The organism is Parabacteroides caecihominis (genome assembly GCF_023656785.1).
In the GTDB taxonomy this organism is placed as follows: domain Bacteria; phylum Bacteroidota; class Bacteroidia; order Bacteroidales; family Tannerellaceae; genus Parabacteroides; species Parabacteroides segnis.
In genome coordinates, this window is sequence record NZ_JAMOKS010000014.1 from 79585 (window position 1) to 95287 (window position 15703).

Here is a 15703-nt window from a genome sequence, read left to right on the forward strand (position 1 = left end):
AGTTAGAAGTAGAAATTATCAATCTCTGAAGCGGTGATAATACTGATTGGAATCAGTGTGTCCGGTCGTTCCTGGCAGACCATGTAACGCTGTTTCTTTTCTGTATAGGGTTGTCCCAGTTGTTCCAGTTTGCGGATGGCATTACGGTTCAGTTCGCTGTATGCCAGGGAACCTTCCGTCTCTGTCTGACCGTCAGTCATGGTGAAATAGAGTTTCTGTTCGGAGGAGCTGAACCGTACCTCTGAAAGATGAGTGAAAGGGACTAAAGCCAGTTGTTCGGGTTGTTTTTTCCGGAAATAATCGTAGCATTGGTCCGGACGTATGGATAAATCGGATAACTCCGGAATCGTAAGTAATGTATTCAGATGACCGATTGTTACTTTATCTGCTATCTCACATTGTGTCTGTGAAGACGATGAGAGGCGGTTTTGCCTGTTCAGCTTGAAGTTGCGCAATGTAAGGGTGGATATCGATAACCGGGCCAGTGATGCGCTGTTCCCCCAAAAGCTTTGCATCTCGAGTTGTTTCCTCAGGTTTTCCGGTGTAACGAGTGACTGGGTATGTTCATAATAATCAGCCATGCTCAATGTCAGCGTGCAGATACTCTCTTTCTCCTGATAGAAGAAATAAGCCGTAATTCCGAAATAACCCGAACGGGTTTGCCAGGGATAAGCGCCCAGTCCGGCGAAATGGCCGATAGGGGTGGTGTAATAATCCGAGCGTGTCCCTTCAATCAGTTTGCCGAGCATCTCGTTGTTTTGTGTATTCCGTAAGAGTAAGGTAAGCGTGTTATACAACCGGGAGAGCGTGGCAAAAGTTGTCAGAGGCTGAAAACCCACATGTTTGGCAAGCATATTTTCGATATCGGAGGAGAGCGAACGGAATAAGCGGGCCAGATTTCCGATTCCGCAGGTTTCCAGGCGGATGGAATACTGGATGGCTGTTTCCGCCTCGTTTTCTCCACAACTGATCAGGCCTTTTTCCAATATGCCGAGGATGAAACGGGAAGCTCCCTGTAGGACTTTTACCGTATCCTCCGTCAGTAGGGAGAGTTCCGGCTGGTTGCCGGCGGAGTCGGACGATAGTATTCCTTGCCGGCTCAGGTATGACAGGATGGCTATCAGTTTATGTTTGCACAATCCGTTTTCTCCGCATTTGCAGACGGAACGGTTCAGGCTGTCTTCTTTGGGAAAATAGACCGTGATGTTTTCGGTGTTGATAGTGGCTTCCAGCATATCGCCTTCCGTGAAGTCGGCCGTCCAGCCATCCTGGATAAGACGGAGGGTGTCTTCGAACAATTTCTTGCCGGCCTGTTTGCGAAGTTGTGCAAGGTCTGCATTTATCAATTTCTCCCAGGGGGCGGAAGAAGGCAGGTCCGGAGACGTTTCCGGCAGGGCGTTATCGTCTTCTGCGGTTGCTGCATAACCGGCTGCGGCAAGTATTCCCATCAGGATATGCTTGCAGACAGTTTTGGAAGGACAGCTGCATGTACTTTGGGATACATTGGGGGCGAGGCAGACGGTGATGTCGTCCAGTTGGACCTGTAGATTGCTGCCTGTAACCGTCAGGGCGATTTGTCCGGTCGTTTCCAGGTCTTTCAGGGCACGTTTATATAGACCTTTGTTTGCCAGCGTAACCAGGAAGGCTTCGTTGGCAAAAGGGACGAACTGTCCGGCGGAAGCGTGGCATCCGTCTCCGTTTATGATATAATCTTTCCTATCCATTCTGCTAACTCTTCAGGGGTTATTGCGGCTACATCGGCACCCATGCCGGCAATGGTCCGTGCGGCACGGACATCATAACAGGGGGCACCGGAGTAGTCGAGTGCCGGTAATACGAACAACTTACTTCCTGCTTCGATGATGTCGCGGCAGGAGCGGAACATATAACTATAGTTGTTCCCGTCGTAAAGGTCGCTTACCAGTACTACTATTGTTTTTTGTGGCGCGGAGATTAGTTTCTTTCCATATTCCAGCGCTTTATGTATATCCGTTCCGCCACCCAGCTGTACTTTCATCAGGATACCGACCGGATCGTCGAGATGTTCGCTCAAATCGACGACCGATGTGTCGAATATCGCCAGCTTGACCGAAAGAAAGGGCATTTTGGCAAAGATGGAGGCCATGACAGCCGTATAGATTACCGAATCGAGCATGCTGCCGCTCTCATCTACCAGGATGATGATATGCCAGGGATTGTAACGACGTATGTTCTGGTTGAAATACAGGCGGTCGGGGATAATTGTCCCGTGTTCGCGGCTGTAGTTTTTCAGATTCTTTTCGATGGTCTGCTTGAAATCGAAGTTCCGGAATATTTTGTAGCTGGAATTGGTATGCGGAAGTTTCTTTCCGTAGAAGGCTTTGCGTACATTTATTTCCAGCTTCTTTTGAATCTCTTTTATGACCTGTTCCACGATTGAATAAGCCAGCTTCCTGACATGTTCCGGTATCATGTTGCGGAACGTCAGGATATTTTTCAGCAGTCCGATATTCGGTTCGAGTTGGCTCAGGACAGATTCGTCGGTCAGCAGTTGGGTAAGGTTATATTTATCCAAAGCCTGTTTCTGCATGATTTCGACGGTCTTTCTGGGGAACAGCTTCTTTACTTTTTTCAGCCATCCGGGGACGGTCAGCATGGAGCCGCCACGGCCTCCCCGGTTCGGGAAGTCGTTCCGTATTCCCTGTTCATCGGTATATTCGCGGTTGTATAGGAAATAAAGCGTACCGTCCAGTTCTGCGTTCTCCGGGTCGAGGGGCAGGCTGTTTTCGGCAAAGTCTCCCAATATAAGCCGCCAGCGGTTGACTATTTCGTGCTTGTCCATTCGATGATTCTCCATGTTTTTAGTGCTTCTGCCGCCAGTTTATCCAGGCGCATAGCTTCGGTGATTTCCTGTTGCGAAACAGTGATACTTCCTGTTAAGCGGGCTTCCGCTACCTGATGATATTCCGCAACCTGTTGTCCCAGACGGCTGACTTCTGCCGGGAGAAAGCCGGTGAAGGCATAACGCAGGTTGGGCAGAATAGTCAGGAAAGTCTCCTGGTCGGCATTGGCGATAACGCGGTCTATCGCTTCCAGGATATGCGGGTCGGTAAATAACACATCGCGGGCAATCAGGAACAGGCCGCAGATAAAGGAGGCCGCCTGCTCAGGATGCGTGATGCTGCTTTCGAGGTAGGCGGCTATCTGCCGGCAGAAAACAGCCTGTCCGGTTTGTCCTTCTTTATAATGTATAGCAAGGCAGAGGCCGAAGAGGCGGCTATTGCTGAAACTATCGTTCAATATCTTCTCTACGGCAGACAGGAAAGCGGCGGTATCGAACCAGTCTTTCGTATCCATGGTGAAACTGTAGAGATTGCGCATCTGTTCACATATTTCCTGTTCTTCTTCTTCCGTTGTGCTTTTCAGTGACGGAATCAGTACGACTGCTCCATTGAACGCGGTTCGTGCCAATCCGGCAATGACCGGCTGGATAGTTCCGTCCATCAATTGCTGCATATTGGCGAGGTATAACAGGCTGTTGATAAGTTTGCAGAGGCTGATAAAATTCCCTTCGCTTTCCACTACCAGCCGGACAGTGTCTTCATACCGGGAATAAAAGCCTTCTATCCCCATCACCTGGACGGAGATGAGCAGTTTGCCCAGCTCTTCTGCCGTCATACTGTCTTTAAAATTCTTTTCGATGAGCGAGTTGCAAACCTGCGAGAGTGTCGCCCCGTAGACGGACAGGTCAATCAAACGGGTTTCAACGCCTGTGCCGTAACGGCATATCCATTGTTCCCGTACCAGGTTTTTGTTCTTCTGGTTCACATAATCGGGACCAGACTGAAGGGTGGCGAAACCTGTCTCCAAAAACTCCATCTGGTGAAGGAAACGGCTTTTCCTGTAATGGGCCGGATTCTTAATGATGTCGAGCGTTACTTCCTGCCGTTCGATAGTCGATGTCTTTAACCGGTGAAGCGAACATAAGGAACGAAACTCACGAACCACAGGCGGAATGCAATCGTTGGCCGCAATCTTTCCGGCACCCATCCCGGAGAGAAGACGATACAGGAAATCCACTTCGAAAGTCGAAGTCGCATTCAGATCGCCTTTCACAAAACAACTTCGTACACCATCCAGCAATTCATATACGCCGGCACTCTGCTTGCCTCTCAATATAGCCAGCGAACGTGCCATATTCAAGGCATTAATTTCATCGGGCAGGGAGATTATCTGTGTTTTACGGGCATAACGGGCCGTCTTTATAATATATTCGAGAACGGTCGAAGCAAACGGGTCTTTCTTTTGTTTTTCCATCTTTTCCCAGACTTCCTGGTAGAAAGCGGGGAAGGGCATACCGGCGGCGTAACCGCTTTTACTGTCGGCTTCCTTAAATGTGTAAGGCATCAGATAAGAAGCGACATGTTCCGGGTTGCCTGATTTCAGCGATTGTTTCCGGTCTGATTGCAACTCATCCATTAAGCCGGCGATATGGAAAGCACCTGCCACTACCAGTATTTTCTGATGGTTGGGGATTGCTTTCCGTATTTCTGCTGCCATATAAGTTTCCCGTTGCCGGTCTTCTTTCAGGGACATTTCGTTGCCCGGTGTTGCCAGCCGCATGAAATAACCGAGATGAAATACGTTACGCACGAAATCGTGTGTTTTCATTTTTCCGGCATCCAGTTCGAAGCGGCTTTCCCAAAATTCCGCAAAGCTGCGGCAACCGGCTTTGCGGGCAATCATGGCCGTATAGGTATTTACTTCGTATTCCTTATTCTCATTATAATAGAACTGTGTCTGCGGCTCTTCCTCTATTTTATTTATCAGTCGAAGTGCATAGGGCAGGTCTATAAAACGGGTCGGTATGTTGCGACGTGCCCCTTCACGGATAGCGACCAGTTCCGGCGAATAAGAGAGGAATGGATAGTAAGCGCGATACTTCTCTTTTTCTTCACTTACTTTTCCCTCCTTGTCGTCGTAACTGTAATAGATGCAAAAAGGCGGAACCGATTGCCCGTCGGCTATGTAAGGCAACAGTTGTGCCGAATCCGAAGGCCCTTCTATCAGGATCAGTTCCGGACGGAAGCTGTCGATTGTCTGTTGCAGATGCAGCGCACAGGCAGGGGAGTGGTGACGTACCGGAAAGTACACCACCTGTCCGTCCATATTGAAACTGGTAGCGAAGAGGTGCTCTATTTCAGCCAGGTCCGGTTGTCGTAATATTCCTTCCATTTTCCTCCTTGTCTTTCGGCTTTCAGCCGGACTACGCCGTTAAAGTAATCTTTCAGTTTGGGTAAATCGTCTTTGTTTTCTTTCATGACGGCACCCAACAGGTTTTGTACCAGGGAACGCATGCTTACGCTTCCGTCTCCGTAATAATATCCATCCAGGGCGGACTGGTAATAAACGGATACGGCTTCGGCTGTACTCATTACGCCCGACATCTTCTGTATCTTGGCTTTCTCGAAGGAGGTTCCGTTGCGTAGTTCGTTGAAGGTGGAGGCCAGAATGTCGACAACCTCCTCCTGCACTGGCATTTCCAATCCGTTGGCAGCCAGCATTCCCTGGCATTGGTCGGTGATGATGCGGCTTTCCAATGCTACGCTGCGTATCGGTTCGACTGTCTCGAAGTTGAAACGGCGTTTCAGGGCACTACTCATTTCGTTAATCCCTTTGTCGCGGGTATTGGCAGTTGCTATCACATTGAATCCGGATGAGGCGAAGAGCAACCCTTCTTCTCCCAGTTCGGGAATATTCAATACCCGGTCGCTCATAATACTGATCAGGCTGTCCTGTATTTCCAGCGGGCAGCGGGTAATCTCTTCGAAGCGTGTGATGATTCCTCGTTTCATGCCGATATAGACGGGAGAGGGGACAAGGGCTTCCTTGACCGGTCCTTTGGCAAGCAAAAGGGCATAGTTCCAGGAATATTTGATATTGTCTTCGCTGGTTCCTGCCGTCCCTTGTACTGTATTGGTACTGATGCCGCAGATAGCGGCAGAAAGCAATTCGCTTAACATGGTCTTTGCTGTGCCCGGTTCGCCAACCAACATTAATCCCCGGTTACCGGCCAGGGTGATAATGGCACGTTCAACCAGGGCGTCGTCGCCGAAGAACTTCGGGGTGATGGTGACCAGCCGCCCGTCCAGTTCTATCGGTTCGCTTTGACCGAGGATAAAGGCACGGACTGCACGGGGAGAGAGTTGCCAGTTTGCCGGCTTGGCTCCTGTATCTTGTTTGCGGAGTGCGGCAAGCTCGTCGGCATAGCGCATCTCCATCAATGGTTTCTGAATTTTGTTATCCATATAATATATGTAAGTGCTGTATTTGTTTTATTCGATTATTCATTCAGCGGAAAGGCACGATTCAGTATATCCAGCAGAGTGCTGATAAAGCGTTCAGGGATAGACGATAACGGTAGCCTTTCCTCTTTGGGCAACTGTATGGTGTTTATATCTTCTCCTTCTTCCACGGATGAGAAGTATAACTCTTTCAAGAAACAATCACTTTCTTCGTAAACAAACGAAAGTTGTGCTACCACATTGAAAGACCGGTCTATGATATGAAGCGTGTTGTTTTCTATCCGGATAGTTATATCTGCCGTTTCAAACTCGTAAATGTTGCTGAGATAGACTTTTTTCCCTGAATAACGAAGAAGGGTATCTCCCTGCTTTTCCGTTTCGGTCAGACGATGGATCGGTGCGCTCAGTTGGGGAATGAAAGGAATGAGCTCGTAATCGTCCAGTTGCTCTTTCCAGCCAGCCAGTGTTTCATCGGGCAAGTCAATCGGATGCACGAGGGAAATGACAGCGTTGTCCGGGAGAAGGAATTCTTTTTCGTCGACAGTTGTGAACGTGCCGTCTTCCAGGTAACGGAAAGAATCCTGGAGTTTCCCTTCCTTATAGACGCCCCAGATAAGTCCGGTTGCTATATACCGCATGACCGGATTCTCTATAAAGGTTGCCAGCCAGGCCTCTTTGGGCCAGGTCCGTCCGTTCTTGAGCGACTGTTCCAGCCGTTTTTTTTGAATATTAGTCTGCGTCTTAACCCGTTTCTTCAGGCCGGCTTGTTCGGCTCTGGCATTTTCCGCTTTCTCCCGATTATCGCTCTTTAAAGGGGCGGGAAGTGACTTGCTTACTTTCTGCTTTTCAAGATCAAGTACGGATATGCTGAAGTCGGGCATCAAAGTTACCCGGAAAGTACGTGTGCCATAATCCACCATCTTTTCTCCCTGGCGGTTAAAACCGAAGTTGGGGATGATTTGGTCGGCGAGTTCTTCTATCGACAGGCCTTTCCGGATGGCGGCTTGCCGGAATGCTACCCAGGCAGCACGTTTGTACATGCCGTATGGAGCAGTCTCCATCCAGTCGTTGAGTATGATAAGCGCGTTAGGACTAGCTTTCAATCCCAGTAACTTCATCGTGAGGCCGACAAGTTGTTTGCGGGAGGCTTTCGACCATGACTTTATCAGAGGGGCTAATTGGGCTATCTGCCATTCTGCCCCGTAGAAACAATAAGGAAGCAGAAGCATCCTCCTGTTGGCCTCCGCACTGTCTGCCAGCCAATAGCGGAACAGTTCTTCCAGGGCCGCCTGCCATTCTTTTTCATCGATGAAAGGGACAATCGCATCACAGGCATGTAGCCGGGTGATTTGGGTGAGTGCCATATGTTCGCTTAATACATAGCGGAGCACATGGCGCGGCACAAACTCGTCTACATCGGTTTCGTTTGCCCAATGGATTCTCGTATAAGGCTTCTGCGGTAACCAGGCTATTTGTTGCGTGCAATAGAGCTCGATATGTTTGCTGCAATAGTCGATAACAGCCTGTTTGTTTCTGAATTTGATTTTACTGGCTGAGGCATGTGAGTTATCCCAGTATTTGAATAACTGCCGGGTCCAATTCTGCGAATCTTCATCCAGTTCCGGATATAGCTGTTCCAGTAAATTGCGGGTTTTCTTCTCCTTGTCGAGGATAATCTTTTCGATGTTCCTGCGGATTAGTTTGGAGTTTTCCTTCAGTAATCCCAGTAACTGCTCATAGTCTTTCAAGCCGCAATCGGAAAACAGCTTATTCAACCAGATCAGTCTCTTTTTCAATGCGACATCACTATATAAATAATCGTATGCTGCCTGTTTGTTCTTACGGATTATATCGTCGAGCGGCATCTCCTGAAGTGTTTTCAGAACCTGCCAGTCGGAAGCTGTATATACTTCGCAATAGCTGTCGAATAATGCTGCTAAATCCGGTTGTTGCTTTCTCTTCATATCCTTTTATTCTTCTTTCAATACATCAAAAATACCCAATATACTGCTCAGGAAGCGGGCCGGAACACTTTCGGGCGAGAGGATTGCGTTGTTTTTCGGTTCGTCGTCGGTCGTCTGGTCTTCTCCCAGGCGGTAGAGGATGACATCTCCGAGTGTCACGTCGTCATTATATTCCTGCCCCATGTACATATATTCGAAGTTCAGCAGGGCGGCCATATTCAGATACTTGTCTACCAGATGATAACAAGTGTAGCTGCCGGCATCCCATACCTCTCCGCGAACCATGTTGTGTTTCTTTGCCATACCGCTTATCTTTCCTGACTTGACGGTCAGGCCGTTGTAACGGGTTATCTTATTTCCGTCCGTCTCCTTTTCTCCTAAAACAATTATGGGAGCGGTTAGTTGCGGGATGGGCTGCACAATTTCATAATCATCCAGTTGCTCCTTCCAGCCTGCAAGAACTTCTTCCTCCAGTTCGATAGGATGGACGAGGGTGATAGCGGCTTTTTCGGGCAGCGTATATTCCTCTTCATCTACCGTATTGAATGTGCCGTCTTCCATATAACGGAACGTTCCGGTCAGTTTGTCTCCGTCATACACACCCCATATCAGGGCGGTTGCAAAACGATGCATAATCGGGTTCTCTACAAAGAGGGTGTTCCAGGAACCGGCTGTCCAGCGGCGTCCGTTCATCAGTACCTTTTCCAAACGGTTGGTTTGTGACTGTACGGTGGCCTTGATTTGTTTTTTCAGTTCGGAGAATTCCTTTTTGGCGGCCGTCGCTTTCACTGCGTCGTCATTGGCTCCGGGAGCAGGCATCGACTTGATGGCTTTCTGTTTTTCGTTGTCGAAGATAGAAAGTGAGAAGTCGGGCATCAAGGTTATCGTGAAGTTTCGCGGACCGTAATCGAGTATCTTTTCTCCTTCCTTATTGAAGCCCAGGGTGGGGACAATCTTGTCGGAGAGTTCATCCTCCGGTATTTCCAATGCTTTGGCTGCAAAAGAGAAGGCTGCTTTGGCGGCATTTTTGACCTGATTGTTGGGGAACTTGACAGAGATGCCGTCTATCATGACCAGTGCAACGCTTCCTCCGTTCATGGCGATGGCGTTGACCACAAAGGCGGCGATAGCACCGCGTGAAGCCTCGGCCCAGTCTTTCAACTGCGTTTTGAGGCGGAGTATCTGTGTGTCGGAACCGTAGATGCAATACGGGACCATAATCATTTTCTTTTTGGCTTCCGCTCCGTTCTCTTTCCAGAACAGATAAATGTTCTCCATCATTTGCTGGAAGTCCGGAGTATGCAACTGTTCCGTTATTTTATCGCAAGCCTTTACTTTGTAGGCCTCTTCCAGACAGAGATATTCGGAGAGGATATAACGGGTGACGATGGCGGGCGCTTTTTCGGTCATGTCGGCAAAGCGTACGTCGGTGAACATGTCTTCGGGTATCCAGGCAATGAATTTCTGATTGTCCTTGTCGAAGTTGTCGGTGCAATATTCGACGACGCTTTCTTTGGTAAAGGTAAAGTCTGCACCGAACTTTCGTTCGTTGTCCCAGCGTTTGATGATTCGTTTACCGGCCGCCAGGGCATCTCCTTTCAGTTTGGATAATCCCGATTCCAGCAACGGACGGGTTGCTTCTTCATGGAGGTTAATCAATTCTTCGGCAGTCTTGCGGAGTATCTTCGATTTGTTGGATAATAACCCGAGCAACGGTTGGACATCCGTTATTTTACAGGTTCCGTAAATCATGTCGAGCCAGTTCTGTGTCTCTTCAATCGAGAGGTCGCCGCTGTTCAGCAAGTCCAGTGCCAGAGACTGGTGGCTGATAATATCTTCTTTATCCAGAACGTCCTGCATCCGGTTTGGGTTATAGGCATAGGCTTTGAAGGCTTCGGCATAGGTGAACCGGCTGGTTGTGTCGAGTAATAGCCGAAGGCTTTCCTTTGGAGAACTATTCAGCCATTTCTTACGTGTTTCAAGGAAAATATATGTAAGATATACCGGATTATTTATTGCGGCATTGGTACGGACCTGAATCAGCAGCACGTTGATGAACCGCCGGGCCAGTTCCGACTCACAGTATAGAAGAGCCAGGGCACCGATCAATAAAGCCGGAGCATTCCTTCCGTATCCCCAGCCGAAGTTGCCGCAATTCTTCAGACGATTCTCCCAGGCAACCTGCGGTGTCGAATCGTCGGTCAGGGCTGAAATAAAATTACCAGTGTTACCTAAGTTTTCTCCCAGCAGGTTAAGCATGCAGCGGGCTTGTAACTCTGTACTTTCTGCCAGTTCTTCCGTGCCTTCTCCATTTTCGAGTAGGATTGACAAAAGGTAAAGGCTGTAGGCAGCCTGTTGGATGGGAGTTGTCTTTGCCAGCATCCGGTAGACTTCTATGAATAATTCCTTATCTTCTTTATACAGGGTATGGAACATGGATGCCTTGTCGGCATCATTATCTTCCGTCAGAATCAAATAATAATAAATGCCTAAAGGTGCCCCGATCGATTGCAGGAATGCCAGCATCTTATGCGGATTGAGATGGAAGAACAAGGCCCGTGCCGATATAGTCTCTTTGAGCAGTTGGAGTAAACGCTCTTTTAGTTCGGGAACGAACTTATAGCAGAAATACAGGATGAATGTGAAACTCGGACCGGAATATCTGTAAGCCAAAACGGTCAGTACCGGTAGATAGCGGGCATATTTATCCGCATCCTGTTCCAGCAACAGGATGGCCAGGTATAAAGCCAGGTATAATTCATGGGTGTTGTTTCGTTGTTCTTCCAGTTCCTTTAGTTTATCGGAAAGAAGCAGGTCGGCAAATGCTTCCGATTCGGACGGGCAATATTTCAGTAATATCTGTGCTGTTTCATATAACTCCGGGCCTTGTGTTTTGTGACGGGTTACCGACTCTTTAATCAGGTTTCTGAAATCATGGCCGTAACCGATGAGCAGGCAAATCTCCAGATCATCTTTCATTCCCCATTTATGGATAGGTCCGTCGCGACGTATTTTCGAGAGAATAACCAGCATGCGGCGTGCCAGCTCCGCATTGTCCCCGTTTAATTCATGTATAATCCAGGCGTCATAATCAACATATATCTTTGGGCCCGACATCACCGTTTCGGGAACCTGGTCGATTTTCTCGTCCAGATATTCATATACTTTCGGGGTGAAGGCGCATTTGTAGTATCCTTGCTCATAGATTCTAGTCCATTGTTCGAGCATTTGTTCTTTTGTCATGGTGTCGTTTTAAAGTTTGCTTTGATTGAATATATAAGCAAATGTATAAAAAATATTTTGTAATTTTGCACCTTCCAAACAATAAGGGTGTGAGACAAACAATGAGAAAATATCTGAAATGGCTGCTGCCGGTGATTTTTATCGCCTACTATAGCTGTATCACGTTATTTATCCATGTCCATATCGAACATGGCACGACGATTGTCCATTCTCACCCTTTCGGAAAGCTGAACGGCGGTCCTTGCCATCATCATGCTTCTCTTTCCGAGATACAGCTATTCCATATACTGACGACTCTTAGTGTGGAAGATGGAGCTGTTCATGCGTTACATCTGAATTTTAATGCACAACAGATCGCTAAAATAGTTGAACATCCGGTCTATCCGGACTATAAACTCCCTGACAAAGGGCTGCTTAGCCTTCGTGCCCCTCCTGTTTTCTGATAAAGAATAGTAAGACTTTTATTGATAAGGATAGGTGTTTCTACTATAAACATCCCGTCCTTCTAATCTTTTGACCCAGGTCGAAAACCTTTTTGACCAAGGTGACAAACGTTTTTGACCTAGGTGGTAAACGTTTTCGACCTAGGTCAAAAGTATAAAACATCGGGTGCTTCAGATTAGGAAGTGCCGTGTTTTACATTATAACATTACCTATTTATCAGAACAAATCGCAATGAATAAGATAATTACGCTTATACTATGCCTGTGCTGTGTCTTTACAACAGCATGGGCGGATGATGCTCCGGCCCTGAATCCGTCGGATGCCAATATCGTGGGACATATACTGGACAAGAAAACGGGTGAGCATCTTTCTTTTATTAATGTTTTCCTAAAAGGAACGACAATCGGTACATCGACCGATGCTACCGGTCATTATTACCTGAAGAACCTGCCGGAAGGCAAATACACCCTGGTGATGAAAACGCTGGGCTTTAAGACTGTAGAGAAACCTATCACCTTGAAGAAGGGGAAAACGTTGGAAATCAATTTTGAGGCGGAGGAAGACCTGGTATCGTTGGATGGTGTTGTCGTATCGGCAAACCGTAATGAGACAACCCGCCGCCTGGCTCCTTCGTTGGTGAATGTGCTCGATTCGAAAACATTTGAGACGACACATGCTACTTCTTTAGCAGACGGTCTGAACTTCCAGCCCGGTGTGCGTGTGGAAAACAATTGCCAGAACTGTGGGTTCCAGCAGGTGCGTATCAATGGACTTGAGGGTCCTTATACGCAGATATTGGTTGACAGCCGCCCGATATTCAGTGCTCTGACGGGTGTGTACGGTTTGGAACAGATTCCGGCCAATATGATCGAACGTGTGGAGATTATGCGTGGGGGAGGTTCCGCCTTGTTCGGCTCTTCCGCTATTGCCGGTACGATTAATATCATTACCAAAGAACCGTTGCGAAATTCGGCACAGATTTCTCACTCACTGACGATGATTGGCGGCGACCGTCCCGATAACAACACAACGATAAACGCTTCGCTGGTGACGGACGACCATAAAGCCGGTATCTATATGTTCGGACAGAACCGTTATCGCGGAGCTTACGACCATGACGGTGACGGATATACCGAACTGGGCAAACTGAATGCCCGCACGCTCGGTTTCCGTTCTTACCTGAAAACAAGCATGTATTCGAAGCTGACTTTCGAGTATCATAATATCAATGAATACCGTCGTGGCGGTAACTTGTTGGATTTACCTCCCCACGAAGCCGATATTGCCGAGCAGACCGAACATAATATCAATGGCGGTGGCTTGAAGTTCGATTTGTTTTCAAAGGATTATAAGCATCGTCTGAATGTTTATACTTCTGCCCAGCATACTCAAAGAAGCAGTTATTATGGCGCAGACAAGAATCCGAATGCTTATGGCAGCACGACGGATATGACCTTTGTCGGAGGAGCGCAGTATTCCTATGAATGGGATAAATGTCTTTTCATGCCTGCCGAGTTTACCGGAGGTGCCGAATATAACTATGACGATTTGCAGGATAAGATGTTAGGGTATCACCGCACGATTGAGCAGACTGTGCATATCGGTAGTGTTTTCCTGCAAAATGAGTGGAAGAATGAGAAATGGAGTTTCCTGGTTGGTGCACGGATGGACAAGCACAATTTGATAGACCATGCGATATTCAGTCCGCGTGCCAATGTGCGTTTCAATCCGATCAGCGATATAAATCTGCGTCTGTCTTATTCGAGCGGTTTCCGTGCCCCTCAGGCTTTTGACGAGGATTTGCATATTACGGCAGTCGGCGGTGATGTGGCGATCATCCAGATATCTCCGGACCTGAAAGAAGAGAACTCGCAAAGTATCAGTGCCTCGGCCGACTTTTACCGTCGTTTTGGTCCGGTACAGACTAATTTCCTGGTAGAAGGTTTTTACACGGATCTGCGTAATGTCTTCATCCTTGAAGAGATAGGTCGCGACAATGATAATAACCTGCTGATGGAACGCCGTAATGGAAAAGGTGCCCGTGTGATGGGAATAAACCTGGAGGCAAAAGCTGTCTATTCATGGATGCAGATTCAGGCAGGTGCAACTATCCAGCGCAGCCGTTACAAAGAACCGGAGAGCTGGAGTGAGAATGAGAATCTGGCACCTCAGAAAAAGATGTTCCGTTCGCCGGATGTATATGGTTATTTCACTTCTTCATTTACGCCGGTGAAGCGGTTGACGGCTTCGTTGACCGGCACTTATACCGGCAGCATGCTGGTTCAGCACCTGGCCGGTTATATCCCGGAAGACAGGGAGGAGAAAACGAAGGACTTCTTCGACCTGAATGTAAAGGTTGCGTATGATTTTCCTCTTTATAAGTCTGTTACTTTGCAGGTAAATGCAGGTGTTCAGAATATCTTTAATTCTTATCAGGATGATTTTGATAAATATGAGAAACGGGATGCCGGCTATATTTATGGTCCGGGTATTCCCCGCAGTTATTTCATAGGTTGTAAGATCAGTTATTAAGATGCTGATTTAAAATATTCGGAAAGGCCCGGTAAAAGTTTCTTGTTTTTACCGGGCTTTATGTTTACTTTAGCGCCCATTATAAATAAATCTGATATAACATGAATTTAAGTGATCCCAAAGATTGTTTGTATTGCACGAACAATCAGACTTTAGATGATTTGATGATCGAAATAGCTCCTTTATCAGTCTCCCGGCTTTTTCTTTTCAAGGAACAGACTTATTATGGCCGTTGTCTGGTTGCCTATAAAGAGCATGTGCATGATTTGAATATGCTGAGCGATGACGAACGGAATGCGTTTATGGCAGATGTCGTAAAAGTAACCCGTGCCATGCAGAAAGTATTCAATCCGCAAAAGATAAATTACGGTGCTTATTCCGATAAGCTGTCGCATCTGCATTTTCATCTGGCCCCTAAATATGAAGATGGTCCCGATTTCGGAGGAACATTCACAATGAACCCGCAGAAAGTCTATCTGTCGGAACAGGAGTACAAGGAGATGGTGGAGAAGATAAGAGAGGCGTTGTAATAACTAAAGTAAAAACGGGGGAGAGAAATTTTTATGCTTCTCTTCCCCGTTCCTTTATCTTAATCGTTTGCTGATATCGTTGGGATTCTGACTGTTGGGCCAAATATCTGCGATATAGATAGTCTTTTTCTCTATATAGTAAACGATTTTATGGTTTTTATGCTCGACAAAAGAACGATAGGTTCTTTTACTTGTTTGTAACTCCGGCTCAAGTATCCCCATATAAGGATTTGAGGATAGCAAGTTTACTGCATCATTGATACCATTGATAAATTTCTCCGCTGCGAGGTTTCCCATTTTCTTTTGGTACCAAAGGGCTATCTTTTTATATCTTGCTAAGGCTCTGGCTTTCCAATGAATGCTTATTTTATCCATTGAGCTGTCATTTTTTTGACTTCTTCATGAGTATAATAAACCGTATCTTCCTCAGCCAACCTCAGCCTTTCCATCTTTTCCTCGTGAGACAAAGGACGCATAGCATTTTCTATCTCTTCATCAGTGATGATGTCGATGTCATCCACTTGAGTAGTACGGGATATTTTGTATCGGTTAGATGCGATACGTTTAATATACTTCTTTACTTTCTCGATACTTTCCGTGTCAAGGTTAATGATTTCGTTGAACAGTTCCAGGCGTTCACCCTGTAATTCCATTGCTTTCATATCTTTACTCCTTTCGGTTTTGATGAATTACAAATGTATTTATT

General features: G+C 47.1%; 11 protein-coding genes. 3 read left to right on the forward strand and 8 right to left on the reverse strand.

Translation table 11 applies throughout. The features are described from left to right. Nucleotides 1–2 precede the first annotated feature (2 nt). Genes NBH14_RS13365 through NBH14_RS13390 form a run of 6 tightly spaced genes read right to left on the reverse strand, consistent with a single transcriptional unit; the run spans nt 3 to nt 11491 of the window. Nucleotides 3–1724, reverse strand: a complete 1722-nt coding sequence (locus NBH14_RS13365; RefSeq protein WP_186959668.1) for an SWIM zinc finger family protein — start codon at nt 1722–1724, stop codon at nt 3–5. After that, entirely contained in the window at nt 1700–2836 is a 1137-nt protein-coding gene (locus NBH14_RS13370) for a VWA domain-containing protein (protein WP_186959667.1), read from the reverse strand. Before NBH14_RS13370 ends, NBH14_RS13365 begins: the two co-directional genes overlap by 25 nt. Beyond that, a complete protein-coding gene (locus tag NBH14_RS13375) occupies nt 2803–5214 on the reverse strand; it encodes a DUF5682 family protein (RefSeq protein WP_186959666.1) in 2412 nt (803 codons plus the stop codon). The genes NBH14_RS13370 and NBH14_RS13375 overlap by 34 nt, the downstream gene beginning before the upstream one ends. Continuing rightward, nucleotides 5175–6287, reverse strand: coding sequence for an ATP-binding protein (locus NBH14_RS13380; RefSeq protein ID WP_046147216.1), 1113 nt, complete (start codon nt 6285–6287; stop codon nt 5175–5177). Before NBH14_RS13380 ends, NBH14_RS13375 begins: the two co-directional genes overlap by 40 nt. A 35-nt stretch (nt 6288–6322) precedes the next feature. Next, entirely contained in the window at nt 6323–8248 is a 1926-nt protein-coding gene (locus NBH14_RS13385; protein ID WP_186959665.1) for a DUF4132 domain-containing protein, read from the reverse strand. Between the two features lie 6 nt (nt 8249–8254). Beyond that, nucleotides 8255–11491, reverse strand: a complete 3237-nt coding sequence (locus NBH14_RS13390) for a DUF4132 domain-containing protein (RefSeq protein WP_186959664.1) — start codon at nt 11489–11491, stop codon at nt 8255–8257. A gap of 89 nt (nt 11492–11580) precedes the next feature. On the opposite strand from NBH14_RS13390, the gene NBH14_RS13395 reads away from it, so the two are divergent. From NBH14_RS13395 to NBH14_RS13405, 3 genes are all read left to right on the forward strand, one after another. Continuing rightward, nucleotides 11581–11934, forward strand: a complete 354-nt coding sequence (locus NBH14_RS13395) for a DUF8478 family putative metalloprotein (protein ID WP_250817510.1) — start codon at nt 11581–11583, stop codon at nt 11932–11934. 232 nt (nt 11935–12166) lie between these two features. After that, nucleotides 12167–14467, forward strand: coding sequence for a TonB-dependent receptor (locus NBH14_RS13400; protein WP_186959662.1), 2301 nt, complete (start codon nt 12167–12169; stop codon nt 14465–14467). 101 nt (nt 14468–14568) lie between these two features. Then, nucleotides 14569–14997 (forward strand): HIT family protein, encoded by a 429-nt coding sequence (locus NBH14_RS13405; protein ID WP_007657113.1) that lies wholly within the window; start codon nt 14569–14571, stop codon nt 14995–14997. A 54-nt stretch (nt 14998–15051) separates the two neighbouring features. On the opposite strand, the gene NBH14_RS13410 is transcribed toward NBH14_RS13405, so the two are convergent. Together NBH14_RS13410 and NBH14_RS13415 are read right to left on the reverse strand one after the other, a co-directional pair. After that, on the reverse strand, nt 15052–15372 hold the full coding sequence (locus tag NBH14_RS13410; RefSeq protein WP_186959661.1) for a type II toxin-antitoxin system RelE/ParE family toxin: 321 nt from the start codon (nt 15370–15372) through the stop codon (nt 15052–15054). Continuing rightward, nucleotides 15360–15659, reverse strand: coding sequence for a hypothetical protein (locus NBH14_RS13415; protein WP_250817511.1), 300 nt, complete (start codon nt 15657–15659; stop codon nt 15360–15362). Before NBH14_RS13415 ends, NBH14_RS13410 begins: the two co-directional genes overlap by 13 nt. Nucleotides 15660–15703 lie beyond the last annotated feature (44 nt).

What these genes read in the sequence shown, in the direction of transcription:
- NBH14_RS13365 (WP_186959668.1), bottom strand. Translation starts at nt 1,724, where the DNA reads ATGGATAGGAAAGATTATATCATAAACGGAGACGGATGCCACGCTTCC.
- NBH14_RS13370 (WP_186959667.1), bottom strand. Translation starts at nt 2,836, where the DNA reads ATGGAGAATCATCGAATGGACAAGCACGAAATAGTCAACCGCTGGCGG.
- NBH14_RS13380 (WP_046147216.1), bottom strand. Translation starts at nt 6,287, where the DNA reads ATGGATAACAAAATTCAGAAACCATTGATGGAGATGCGCTATGCCGAC.
- NBH14_RS13415 (WP_250817511.1), bottom strand. Translation starts at nt 15,659, where the DNA reads ATGAAAGCAATGGAATTACAGGGTGAACGCCTGGAACTGTTCAACGAA.
- NBH14_RS13400 (WP_186959662.1), top strand. Translation starts at nt 12,167, where the DNA reads ATGAATAAGATAATTACGCTTATACTATGCCTGTGCTGTGTCTTTACA.
- NBH14_RS13410 (WP_186959661.1), bottom strand. Translation starts at nt 15,372, where the DNA reads ATGGATAAAATAAGCATTCATTGGAAAGCCAGAGCCTTAGCAAGATAT.
- NBH14_RS13405 (WP_007657113.1), top strand. Translation starts at nt 14,569, where the DNA reads ATGAATTTAAGTGATCCCAAAGATTGTTTGTATTGCACGAACAATCAG.
- NBH14_RS13390 (WP_186959664.1), bottom strand. Translation starts at nt 11,491, where the DNA reads ATGACAAAAGAACAAATGCTCGAACAATGGACTAGAATCTATGAGCAA.
- NBH14_RS13385 (WP_186959665.1), bottom strand. Translation starts at nt 8,248, where the DNA reads ATGAAGAGAAAGCAACAACCGGATTTAGCAGCATTATTCGACAGCTAT.
- NBH14_RS13375 (WP_186959666.1), bottom strand. Translation starts at nt 5,214, where the DNA reads ATGGAAGGAATATTACGACAACCGGACCTGGCTGAAATAGAGCACCTC.